The organism is Pleurocapsa sp. PCC 7319 (genome assembly GCF_000332195.1).
Taxonomy (GTDB): Bacteria; Cyanobacteriota; Cyanobacteriia; order Cyanobacteriales; family Xenococcaceae; genus Waterburya.
Genome location: NZ_KB235922.1, coordinates 3,784,421 through 3,797,433, shown reverse-complemented (window position 1 = coordinate 3,797,433; position 13,013 = coordinate 3,784,421). Strand labels below are relative to the sequence as shown.

Below are 13,013 nucleotides of genomic sequence, written 5' to 3'. Positions count from 1 at the left end.
TAATACTCTCGATCGGGATTTAAATAGCCAATTACCCCTTCTGTTCTTTATTCCACAAACTGTTCTTTGTTCCACCAAGAAAATAACAATTAAATAGCTCTGCTATATATTATCTTCAAATATATTCAATAAGATTCATCGTAAATTCATAAAATAACAACAAAATATCAGTCATTTCAACAATTTAATTTAAACAAAAAAATCCTTAGTCTTACTGAAGACAATGATGATAAAGGTAGGCAATCATAGCAATATAAATCAATTAAAAACAAATCAATATTGAATACAAAATTGCAAACGATTGTTCCCATGAAAATGTTAAATATATCTTCATTTAGTCGCCTTATTTTAGCCTCCAGTTTGTCGATTTTACCTATTGGTATTTCATCAACTGCTTATGCACAAGTTTCTGGTTCACAACAGGTTAAAGCTACAGTTAAAGGAGTACTGCAGATAACCGAGCCAAATGATGCTGCATTTGAGGCTGACTCTAGTCCAACTGCTTCACAATCTTTTACCGTAAATGTTCGCTCAAATCAAAAAGATGGTTACGAGATAAAAGTGTATTCTGCAAATGGTGGCAAATTAACCAATAGTGATGCTAACGCTAAGTTTGCTTACACTCTGAGTGCTAGCGGGGGAGCAGGAAATAACAAAACAAATGTAAAACCAAGCTCAGATTCAGCTTCTGCTAAAACTTTGTATAGTTCCAAAAATTTTAAAAACGAAAAGTGTTCTTTGTTAGCTGGTTGCGATCTCACAGTATCCCTAGATTATGATATCAGCGCTTTAGAATTACCCGCAGGTGATTATACAGATACTATTACTTACGAAGTTTCAGCTAAATGAAGTTAAGCAAACTAAATCTAAGTAAGTGGTTTACTTGGCCAATATTCCTAGGAACATCTTTACTTGCTGGTCAACCTGCCTTGGCTTCTTTCTTGTTTTATCTGACTCCAATGATTAGTAATTTATCACCTGTTGGTAAAGATGCTTCTGGAGCATTCCAAGTAGTTAATGCTAGTCAGGATGAGTCTGTAGCTGTTGAACTTTATCTGGCGAAACGAGAAGTAGGGATTAATGGCGAAGAAACCTATGTTAGAGAAATAGCAGAGGAAGACTTTTTGCTTTATCCACCCCAAACTTTCCTCAAACCAGGTGAAGCTCAAACTGTTCGAGTTAGTTGGTTAGGAGATCCTGAACCTAGTCATGAACTCGCCTATCGGCTGATTGCGGAACAAGTTCCTCTAGATACTGATTCCCAATCAACTAAATCTGATAATCAGCAGATTAATATTACTACTTTGGTACGTTATGCAGGTTCAATTTACATTACCCCTGAAGATGCACTTCCCAAGGTTATTTTAGAAAGTGCAGTACATCAAAAACGCGAGGGAGGAGGCGATCAATTAGTTCTGACTTTTAATAATCAAGGTACTGCCCATACACTATTACAGGATCTTACATTAACTATTAGCTCTAAAGAACAGCCAAGCAAAAGCGTTCAACTTATGCCAGAAGACCTCAAAGGCGTTAGTGGCGAGAATATATTGGCCGCTCATCAACGTCGTTTTCTCATTCCCTGGCCTTCTGAATTACCTGTGGGTGAAGTAGACGTAAGTTTTGACTATGAGTAATGAATGTCTGAATTCCAGTCTATAAGATAAATATTTTGATCTATCCTGGCAAACTCTCAGCAGAGTAATGATGTTGATACATTGTACATAATCCAATACTTTTCGTTTAATAAAAGTTAGCGGTAGGAGACAGGGAATAAGGACAATAAATTTTTCCCTAAGATCCAAAACCCTTTTGCTACGAGTATTTCTGAGCTATCCGCACAATATTGGGACTCAATATTACGCTAACGTAACGTGTTTTGAGATATTAACAAGGTCATCAGCAGACTTGAGGATTACACAGCGATGGATCTGATGACTTATTTTTTATGTATAAGTTTTACAGGGTATTGTTGACAGGGTTAATAGCTTCCCTATATGTATTAATCAATCCTAAGTCAGTTTTTGCCCAAAATCAGCATAATAGTACCAAAAAATCAGATGATCCTGATGTGCAGCAAATATTTGTGCCTTTTATTCTAAATAATCAGGAAAAAGGTCAAATTATCCTTTTTTTGTATCCTAATAACCAAATCAGCTTTCCAGCAACCTCTGTCATTCAACAGACAAAAGTACTTTTGCTTAAAGAATGGCAAGAAAAATTAGTAGCAACGGTTGATCAAGAAGGTAATCTTACTCTAGAAGCGTTTCAACAAATTGGGATTGAAGCAAAGTTTGACCAACGCAAATTAGAGTTACAAATTCAAATTCCCCCAGAAAAACTTCAAACTTCTGTTATTGCTTTATCGGGAGAACGTCTACCACCAGAAGCTGAAAAGGCGTTGCTTCCTAGTGATTTTAGTGGTTGGGTCAATTTTAGAGTTATAGAGGATATTTACTGGTCAGGAAATAGTAGTTCTAGTTTGGGACTACAACCCATTCAAATTGATTTTGATAGTGCTATGAATTATCGCGGATGGGTTTTAGAGAATAATTTTGCTTTAACAGGCAGTAATTGGGAACGCTACTATACTAGTCTAGTTAAAGATAATCCTCAAACATCTCTGCGTTATGTTTTGGGGGATTTTTATCTAACCACTAGGGGATGGCAACAAGGTGGTGAATTGGCAGGCATTGCTGTAGCAAAGAACTTTTCTCTTCAACCCTATCGAAATAATATTCCGATCGGAAAATATGAATTTTTGCTCAAAAACCAATCCCAAGTGGATGTGATTGTTAATGGAATTCTGACTCGGCAACTAAATTTACCAGCAGGAAGACATGATCTAAGGGATTTCAACCTCAGCACTGGAATTAACGACATTCAATTGATTATTGACGATGATTTGGGCAATACAGAAACTATTGAATTTTTAGTTCCCTTTGATTTTGCTACTCTTGCTCCTGGAGTTAATGAATTTGCTTATAGTTTTGGCTTTCCTGTTGATCAGATCAATGGAGGTCGTAGCTATGAGTTAGATAATCCTACTTTAGCTGTTTTTCATCGTTCTGGTATAACTAACAATTTTACTTTCGGCGGCTATGGACAAGCTGATCTTAGCAATCAACTTCTAGGTATAGAAGGAATATGGGCAACCTCTATAGGTAATTGGCAATTTGATACTGCCGTGAGTCATGCTACTGATTTGGGAATTGATTATGCAGTTAAACTTGATTACTTTTACCGTAGTGCTAATCAACAAGATACTTCAGAGAGAGAATTAGACCTGAGTTTAGAGTATCGAGGCAAAAATTTTATTGCTCCAGGAGAAGGAGATTTAAGCGATCGCGCAGGTTATGACATCTCTGCTAATTATCGCCAAAAACTCTTGGCAGATTTAGATGTAAATTTGGGATTTAACTATCGCCTCAATACAGAAGAATCAAATGCTGGAAATATTTCTTTAGGCTTGTCTAAACCATTGAACAATAGTATGAGGGGTAGCTTAGCCTTACAGAAAAAGTTGATTGGCGATGATGAACAAGATGATTTTGGCGTTCGGCTCAATTTGTCTTGGAGCCCCCCTCTCTCTAGTCATTCTATAACTTCTTCAACGGATACCATCACTGACACGAATCAAATTTTTTGGTCTTCTCGTAGCTCATATTTAAGTAATGGAATTACCACAACAGCAGCTTTGTTCAATTCACCTACAGGAAAAACTTTTAATGGCAGTCTTGAATATGGCCACTACCTAGGTAAAGTAGAACTCTCTCAAGATCTAGGATTGAATGACGATGATAGTACGATAGAAAATTCAAGTCGTTTACAATTAGAGACAGCACTGGTTTTTGCCGATGGACACTTTGGAATTACTCGACCTGTTAGAGATAGTTTTGCCTTAGTTGTTCCTCATCCTAATTTAAAAGGTCAAAGAATTGAATTAAATCCCTTTTTGGGAGGTTTTGAAGGACGAGTTACTAGTTTTAGTGGGGGGGTGGTTCCTAATCTACAATCATATCGAGTATCTGATGTCTGGGTTGAAGCCCTGGATTTGCCCTTGGGATATGATTTAGGAGCTCCTAACTATGCAATCTTACCGACCTATAAAAGCGGTACTTTGATCAAGATTGGGACTGATGCTACAGTTTTTATCAGAGGTTCTTTAGTTGATGCTAAAGGAGAACCTGTTAGTTTAAAGGTCATAGAAATAACATCTCTAGACGATCCCGATTGGCAGCCTGTAACTCTGTTTACTAATCGTGTTGGCAAGTTTGCTGCTGAAGGGTTCAAACCAGGTCGTTATCAAGGAAGTTTATTAGGTAAGGAAAAGAATAGTTTAGAATTTACTATTCCTGAAGAACAAACTGGTTTAAGTGATTTGGGGGTTTTACGTTTGGATTTTTAGTTTGAGGTTGGAGTGCTGACTCCAAGTGAACAATCTCACTCTTACCGTTCTGCTCCCTCTAAAGCTTTTATGAGCTAAGTAATTGCAGTATTTTTACTGGTTTAATTCAGTTAAGTTGCTCATTTTTCATTTTTTCTAGATCTGAGACTGATGCCAATTGACTTTCATCCATTAAACCCTCTTCTAAAACGATCGCTTGTTCCCAGACTCCAGAATGGAAATAAGCTAATCCTCTACGATATTATGCTTCAGTAGATTGAGGAGAATCGGCGATCGCTTGCGTAAAATCAGCAAATAAATCTAATGATGGAATCTGATATTTGGGATAATTATTTACTAAGAACTTTAACTAATACATAGATGCGGGCTTTTGTGACTGGTGGTACAGGTTTTGTTGGGGCTAATCTAGTCAGATTATTGTTGCAACAGGGATATGATGTGAGAGTTTTAGTACGGGATAATAGTTGCTTAGATAATCTTCAATCTTTGGAGGTGGAAATTGTTAAAGGGGATTTAAACGATCCTAATTTATTACAGCAGATGTCGGGATGCCAAGTATTGTTTCATGTTGCAGCTCAATATTCGCTCTGGCAAGCTGATAGTGAATTACTTTATCGTAGTAATGTCTTAGGCACACGTAATATTTTAAACTGCGCTCGTCGAGCAGGGATTGAACGTACTATTTATACTAGTTCTGTCGCTGCCATTGGGGTGGGAAAAAATGGTTTAGCGGTAGATGAAACCTATCAAAGCCCGGTAGAAAAGCTGGTGGGAGATTACAAAAAATCTAAATATTACGCCGAACAAGAAGCAAGAAAGGCAATTAATCAGGGACAAGATATAGTAATTGTTAATCCCAGCACTCCTATAGGTGCATTCGATCTCAAGCCCACCCCTACAGGTGAAATTATTCTGCGTTTCCTGAGGCGAAAAATGCCTTTTTATGTAGAGACAGGATTAAATTTGATTGATGTCCAAGATGTAGCTTGGGGACATATTCTGGCTTTAGAAAAAGGGCGAACAGGCGATCGCTATATTCTGGGTCATCAAAATCTCACTTTCAAACAATTACTACAAAAACTCGCGGCAATTACAGGATTACCAGCCCCTAAATATTCTATCCCCTACTGGATACCCTATACTGCGGCTTGGATCGAGGAAAAAATCTTGGCAAAACTGGGTAAAAAACCAACAATTGCTTTAGATGGAGTCCGAATGTCAAAGCAGAAGATGTTTTACGATGCGAGCAAAGCTGTTACAGAATTGGGTTTACCTCAATCTGACATTGATATTGCTTTGACCAAGGCAGTGGAATGGTTTACAAAAAGAATAAAAGATGAAGGATGAGGAATGAGGGATGAGCAGTAAAGCAGGAAATATATTTGAGCTTCCTGAACAACTACCATCAGAGGAGCTATTTGAAGCTTTGTTAGAACATGAAAAGATTTTGATTGAAAAGGTAGTCTCCTCAGGTCAAGTAACTCCAACTGGGGAATGGTACGACCAAGAGCGAGATGAGTGGTTAATTGTACTTCAGGGCGAGGGAGAACTTGGTTATGAAGACGGTTCTCGTATTAAGCTAAATCAAGGTGATTATCTATTTATTCCTGCCCGCCAAAAACATCGAGTTGAGTATACCAGTACTGAGCCCCCCTGTATTTGGCTCACGCTCTTTTTCTAAGTATATAGACAGAATTAATTACACAAATTATTTTTCTGTTCCCTATTGCCTGTTCCCTATCTCTGACTATGAATTTAATTTTGTCCATCTACTTAATTTATAAGTCTTCTAGATTTTGTAACAATAAAAAAGCTAAAATCATTGTTATAAAAATATTTCAGAGCATACAGGTCTTTATCTCCAAACAACTCTAATGAATTTTACTGACAAATTAAATCAGGCGATCGCAACTAATAATAGTTTATTAGTTGTTGGGCTCGATGCAAACCCAGAAATGATCTCTTCTAAATATTTTCAGGGAGACGAAGAGAGTTTAATTGAGCAGATTGAAGCTTTGTTATTGCGAATAATTGCAGCAACTAGCGATCGCGTCTGTGCCTACAAGCCAACTTTGGGATTTTATCAAGCGTTGGGTGGCAAAGGTTTGCAGTTATTAGAGCGTATTTTACCCGCTATCCCCAAGTCAATTCCGATTATTCTGGATGCCAAACACGGCGATTTAAACACCAGTACTGTTTTGGCGAAAACTATTTTTGAGCAGTGGCAAGTTGATGCTGTTACTCTTACTCCCTACGCAGGACAAGATCATGCTGCACCTTTTTTAGTTTATTCTGACAAAGCGGTATTTATCCTCAGTCATACTTCTAATCCCCAGGCAAAAACTTTACAAGAATATCCCAATCAAGAGCAGCCATTATACTTGCAGGTAGTAAAAGAAGCTCAATCCTGGGCAACTCCCCAACAGCTATATCTGGAAGTTGGCACTACTAGTCCTGAAGTGTTAGGCAAAATCAGAGCGATCGCCCCTGAAAGAACAATTTTTCTGCGTAGTCTTTGGAGTAAGAAGAGTAATTTGGAATCCCTAGTCAACATGGGATTGGATCAAAATGGAGCAGGTCTATTAATCCCCGTTCCTCAAGATTTTCTCTCTAGTAATAATCTCGCTCAGGAAATTGCCGATCTCAATCAAAAGATCAATGCCTACCGTGAATCGAAGATTAACCAAGGTTCTAGTTGTGAGATCTGGACATCTAATGTTTGTTTACTTAATCAGCATCCTTATCAAGATTTAATTCTGCAATTATTTGATATTGGTTGTTTATTATTTGGAGAATATGTCCAAGCATCGGGAGCAACTTTTTCCTACTATATCGACCTGCGAAAAATTATTTCTAATCCTCAGATTTTTAATCAAGTCATTAATGCCTATGGGGACATTGTCCAAAAGTTAGAGTTTGATCGCATTGCAGGTATCCCTTATGGAGCATTACCTACTGCAACTGGGTTAGCGATGAATCTCCAACGTCCGATGATCTTTCCTCGTAAAGAAGTTAAGGCTCACGGAACTCGACGTTTAATTGAAGGCAATTTCAACTCTGGAGAGAAAGTAGTAGTAATTGATGATATTTTGATTAGTGGTAAAAGCGTCATGGAAGGAGCGGATAAGCTCAAATCTGCTGGTTTGAATATTGAAGATATCGTCGTCTTTATCGACCATGAGGGTGGTGTTAAAGACAGACTAGCAAATAATGGCTATCGTGGCCATTCAGTTCTCAGCATTTCAGAAATTACCGAAACTCTCTATGAATCCGGTCGAATCAGCCAGAATCAGTATGATTCCTTCCAAACAAATCATGAATGATATCAGGACAAAGTTAAATGAAAGCGGCATGAATTCGCATTAATTCTGACCTGATTAACAGTCATATTAGTATTCCCAAAAATCTGACATTTTTCTGCTAGATTTCGGAGTTGCTGATTTTGTAAGTAAATTCCAACAATTGTGCTAGCTAGCTAACTTTACAAGAGTTTAAAAAGATTCTTTAAAAATAGTTTTGCTCATTCTATGTTGTCTGTTCACACTGCTATTCTCAGGAATAATGTTCTATAAGGGTTGCTATGAGATAAAGAATCAACTTGAAGATTATGTTCAAGGTAATCAGAATTTACCTACTTTTTAATTACAAAATTTACGAACTCCAGTAAAAAAATACTAATTAAGTCTAAGTATGAAATATTGCCAACCAGCTCTTGATAACGAGTATCAACTTGGTACTGTATATGACTTTGGGTCCGATTCAAACCAGGATGACGAAAGAGAATCAGACAAGAGAAAGAGGCGTGCTCTAAAACGTAATCGAAATTCTAAACGTAAATTCAATACAGAAGAAAATTCTAAATCTCTAGATTGTCAAAAGTCTCAAGAAGGATCTGATAGAAATGAAAGATCTGAACCTGAATTCAACCAAAATAACGGAACTCGAAATGATAGTAGTTATGAATCTGAACCACAAATAATAGTCGATCCGGCAACTCAAGGTGTATCCGTTGAACATGATGATCCTACTATTTCAGTCCTATGGGATCGGGCAACTCAAGAAGCAATCATTGAAACGAGTCCAGGACCAACAATTGCTGCTCGTGCTTTGGCAATTGTTCATACAGCTATATATGATGCCTGGTCGGCTTATGAAGGTACGCCAATTTCTTCTACTACTGAAACAGACTGGCTACAACGTCCTGATGCCGAAAATACCGAAGCGAATAAAACTGAGGCAATGAGCTATGCAGCATACCAGGCTCTCTCGGATTTATTTCCCGAACAACAAGAGATTTTTGCTAATTTGATGCAAGAATTGGGTTTTGATCCTGAGGTGGAATCATATGATCCGACTACTGCAGCTGGTGTCGGATATCTTTCGGCTAAAGCATTATTAGAATATCGTTATCAAGATGGAGCTAACCAAGGAGGATATGATAATCCTTACGGCGACGGTACTCCAGGTGACGGCACTCCCTATTCTGATACTACTGGCTATCAGCCTGCCAATACGCCGGACAGCGTGAAGTACATTGAACAATTTACACCTGAGAATATTCCTGTAAATAATTCTCCTCTGGATCCTGAAACTGCCCAGGTGCCATTAACACCTCAATTTGGGAATGTAACTCCCTTTGGGTTAGAGTCTGGAGATCAGTACAGACCTGAAGCTCCTGAACCTTTCTTGTTAGTAGATGGGACAGTCGATCTAGAAGCGGGAACCATTACTTTGGCAGATGGTGAAGTTTTGCAGATTAGCAAAGACTTGATTGGCGATGTTATCAATCCAGAGTTTATTGCTCAAGCAGAAGAAATTGTAGAAATCAGTGCTAACCTAACAGATGAACAAAAACTAATTGCTGAATTTTGGGAAGATGGTCCAGGAACTTCTTTTCCACCTGGAAACAGCAACACTTTTGGACAATATGTTTCCGCTAGAGATAATCATACTCTAGATGAAGATGTTGAATTATTCCTCGCTTTAGGAAATTCTCAACTTGATTCTGCGATCGCTGCCTGGGAATCTAAATACTTTTACAATTATGCTCGCCCTCATCGGGTAATTAGAGAATTAGGAGAACAGGGATTAATCGGAGAATACAATGAGGATTTAGGTGGCTACGCTATTGAAGCTTATGCTGGTCCTGGTCAAGGAACACAAACTATACTGGCTTCCGAATTTACCACTTATCAATTTGGTGCATCTGACGTTGCGCCTCCCTTTCCTGAATATATTTCTGGTCATAGTACTTTCAGTGCTGCGGGAGCTGAAGTATTAGAACAATATACTGGTAGTGATTATTTTGGCGGGTCTGTTACCCTCGACCCTGGCTCATCTCGCTTTGAGCCAGAAATTACCCCCACTGGCAGCGTTACTTTGGATTGGGAGAATTTTTCAGATTTTGCTGATGAGTCTGGTATTTCTCGTCTATACGGTGGCATCCACTTTACCGATGGCGATCAAAATGGTAGAGCTTTGGGTCGAGAAGTAGGCAACACTGCATATGAAAAAGCTCAGTATTATATCAATGGCGGAGAAGAAACCTATACTGCATATGCTGATGTAGAAGATAATTTCTCATCTAATGAGCCAGAACAATATGTTGTTGACGGTAGTTCATCTTCTGCTTATTCTAACGGCGAAGATGATCTCGATCCATTCTATGGCGAACAAGGAGACTATGTCCTAGAAGACACTCAACAAGAAGTGGCTCTTGTATAGAGGAGTTAATAAAACTATGAAGTATAAAGGATATTGGTAACAAGGCGATTGGCTTTGCCACTGCCCTTCGGGCAATTGCCAATCATTGAACTGTCAATTCTGAGCAAAATTTTAGAATAACTTCCTTTTAGTTATCTACCAACTACTTCTTTTTCGTATTAAACCGCAGAAAAGAAGTAGTTTTTTTAGTACATAAAGTCTCATCAAAATTCACAGATTTAGTTTATTTAAAAATAGTGACCATCTTAAAAATTGGTAGATTACGATTGTGTTTTCTTATTAATCAAATAAACTTCATCTATGGGAGAAAATTATAGATTGTAGAAACTCAATATAATACACGAAAGCTATTAACAAAAAAAATTAAAATTAAACTGAAAAATTGTTCTTAAAAGTTATTAAGGTTTAAAACTGTTACAAAAGCTCAAATGTTTATAAATAAAGAGTTTTAGGTATTTTAATTATTTTTAACCAGTAAATCTAAGTATTTTCACTAGATTTCTTGGCGATAATTTGATAGGTTGATGTTGCTCGGATATGTCCAAAATATTTGAATATGTCCAAAAAAAAATAATAATAGTAACAAGCATAGTTGAATAATAGGCGAAAGACGCTCATGACTATGCCCAGTTTAAGTGCTAAAGCTTTCAAGCCCAAACTTAGGTAATTGTTAGTCAACACTTACTGGTGAGTCAACTGAAAAGTTTTCGCAATTATTACTATATTAGATTGATCTTGTACTATTTCTGCTTTGTTTTGTGGCTTTGTTTCATATTGAATTGAAAGCTGATTTGTAAATTACTATCTGTTGTAACTGAAGTTCTTCATCCCTTCTTTATATATGAAAAAGTGGGTTAGTTTGTGATGTCTACTTAAAGACTTAATTACATCTGCAATATATGAACTTCAGATAGCTAATAAGTCCATTTGCTAATAGCTATTGGCAAAAACAAATTTTGATGTTGTCAACACCACACTGTAAAAAATTCGCTGAAAATTCATGAATAATTATCAATCAACTCTAGATGAATATCAATTAGGTAGTGAATCAGATCTAACTCTGGATACAAGTAGTGAATCTGAATCAACTTCAGATACAGAAAATGATTCTAGTAGTGCCAAATCTTTTGATGATTTTGAAAATCCTTTTGATGGAGGAGCTACTCCAAATCCAGATCTTGACAATCTTCCTGAGCTAAGTATCGATCCTATAACTAACGAAATTACTGTTGAAAATGATAATCCTACTGTCCCAGTCTTGTGGAATCAGGCTATTCGTGAAGCTGTGATTAATGAGAATCCTGGTCCAACAATCGCTTCACGGGCTTATGGAATCTTAAACACTGCTATTTATGATGCTTATGCGGCTTATGAGGGCAGACCAATTGGTACTCAATTGGGAGATGTATTACAACGTCCTGAGTCAGAAAATACGGAAGCAAACAAGACAGAGGCGATAAGCTATGCAGCCTATCAAGCTGCCATAGAATTATTTCCTGAACAACAAGAGATTTTCGCTCAGTTGATGGAGGATTTGGGTTTTGATCCCAATATAGTGTCATTCGATCCAACTACTGCTGCTGGGATTGGCAATATTTCTGCTCAAGCTTTGTTACAGGCTCGTAGTCAAGATGGTTCTAATTCGCAGGGAGATGATCCTAACGGTGATGGGACACCGTTTTCTGACACTACTGGCTATACGTCTGTCAACAGTCCAGACGATCTCGAATTTGTCGATCGGTTTCAACTACAAAATGTCCCCACAGGTGATGGTGAATTTAGAACTCAAGATTTTTTGACTCCTCAATGGGGTGGAGTCGATGGTTTTGCTTTAGAATCTGGAGATCAATTCAGACCAGGACCTCCTATACCATTTATCAATGAGGGTGTAGATGCTACGGTAAATTTTGACCAAAAAACGATCACTTTAGCAGATGGTACTGAAGTCGAGATTTCTCGTGATCTTATCGGTTCTATTATCAATGAAGATTTTATTGAGCAAGCGGAAGATATTGTCGAAGTTAGTGCCAACTTAACCGATGAACAAAAAATAGTTGCTGAATTTTTTGAAGATGGGGGGGGTAGCTCGTTTCCTCCTGGAAATTCTCTAATCGAAGGGGAAATTGTTTCGGCCCGAGATGATAATACTTTAGATGAAGATGTCCAGTTATTTTTTGCTTTAGGGAACTCACAGCTAGATGCAGGTATTGCTTCCTGGGATGCCAAAACCTTCTACGATTATGCCCGTCCTGTTACTGCCATTAGAGGCTTGGGAGAGCTGGGATTAATCGGCGAATTTGACGAAGATTTGGGAGGTTATGCGATTGAAGCTTACGCAGGTCCTGGCAATGGAACTCAAAGAATACTAGCCACTGATTTTATTAGCTATCAGCTTCCTGGTGCTGATTTGTCTCCCCCATTTGCTGAATATGTATCTGGTCATAGTACTTTCAGTGCAGCAGCAGGGGAGGTATTGAGAGAATTTACTGGTAGTGATGATTTTGGAGTTGCTATTGATTTTGCGCCTAATTCATCTCGCTTTGAGCCTGAAGTCACCCCAGGTGAAGATGGAGTCTCCTTAGAATTTGATACTTTTGATGATTGGGCTGATGGCTCAGGTATTTCTCGTATTTATGGTGGCATCCATTTCGAGCAAGGAGATTTAGAGGGCAGAGCTTTGGGACGACGAGTAGGTATTGAGGTTATAGATGCAGCGAGAAACTATATCAATGGAGTCGATCCAACTCAGGACTTTACTGATGAATCCTTTGCTCCCAGTATTCCAGATACTGTCTAAATTTAATTTTCAAGCAGGGAAGAAAAGTCCTCGCTATATTCTAAACTAAAAGCCTTAAAGTTTGGTGTTTGAGACATTGGAGAT

The 13,013-nt window shown here is 38.0% G+C and carries 8 protein-coding genes; all 8 read left to right on the top strand.

Translation table 11 applies throughout. The features are described 5' to 3' along the window. Positions 1-279: 279 nt before the first annotated feature. The 8 genes from PLEUR7319_RS0121265 to PLEUR7319_RS36275 all read left to right on the top strand — a co-directional run bounded on the left by PLEUR7319_RS0121265 (position 280) and on the right by PLEUR7319_RS36275 (position 12,929). Positions 280-849 (top strand): hypothetical protein, encoded by a 570-nt coding sequence (locus PLEUR7319_RS0121265; RefSeq protein WP_144054352.1) that lies wholly within the window; start codon positions 280-282, stop codon positions 847-849. Next, positions 846-1,637, top strand: coding sequence for a molecular chaperone (locus tag PLEUR7319_RS0121260; RefSeq protein ID WP_019507250.1), 792 nt, complete (start codon positions 846-848; stop codon positions 1,635-1,637). The genes PLEUR7319_RS0121265 and PLEUR7319_RS0121260 overlap by 4 nt, the downstream gene beginning before the upstream one ends. Positions 1,638-1,948: 311 nt before the next feature. Next, a complete protein-coding gene (locus tag PLEUR7319_RS36285; protein WP_019507249.1) occupies positions 1,949-4,408 on the top strand; it encodes a fimbria/pilus outer membrane usher protein in 2,460 nt (819 codons plus the stop codon). Between the two features lie 360 nt (positions 4,409-4,768). Further along, a complete protein-coding gene (gene hpnA, locus PLEUR7319_RS0121250) occupies positions 4,769-5,755 on the top strand; it encodes a hopanoid-associated sugar epimerase (protein WP_019507248.1) in 987 nt (328 codons plus the stop codon). 10 nt (positions 5,756-5,765) lie between these two features. Beyond that, positions 5,766-6,089 carry a cupin domain-containing protein gene (locus tag PLEUR7319_RS0121245; RefSeq protein ID WP_019507247.1) on the top strand — a complete coding sequence of 108 codons (324 nt, stop codon included), beginning with the start codon at positions 5,766-5,768 and terminating at the stop codon, positions 6,087-6,089. 193 nt (positions 6,090-6,282) lie between these two features. Then, complete coding sequence (locus tag PLEUR7319_RS0121240; RefSeq protein WP_019507246.1) at positions 6,283-7,731, top strand: bifunctional orotidine-5'-phosphate decarboxylase/orotate phosphoribosyltransferase; 1,449 nt, start codon at positions 6,283-6,285, stop codon at positions 7,729-7,731. Positions 7,732-8,098: 367 nt separating this feature from the next. Beyond that, positions 8,099-10,132 (top strand): vanadium-dependent haloperoxidase, encoded by a 2,034-nt coding sequence (locus tag PLEUR7319_RS36280; RefSeq protein ID WP_019507245.1) that lies wholly within the window; start codon positions 8,099-8,101, stop codon positions 10,130-10,132. A gap of 1,000 nt (positions 10,133-11,132) precedes the next feature. Further along, a complete protein-coding gene (locus tag PLEUR7319_RS36275; protein WP_019507244.1) occupies positions 11,133-12,929 on the top strand; it encodes a vanadium-dependent haloperoxidase in 1,797 nt (598 codons plus the stop codon). The last annotated feature ends 84 nt before the right edge of the window (positions 12,930-13,013 follow it).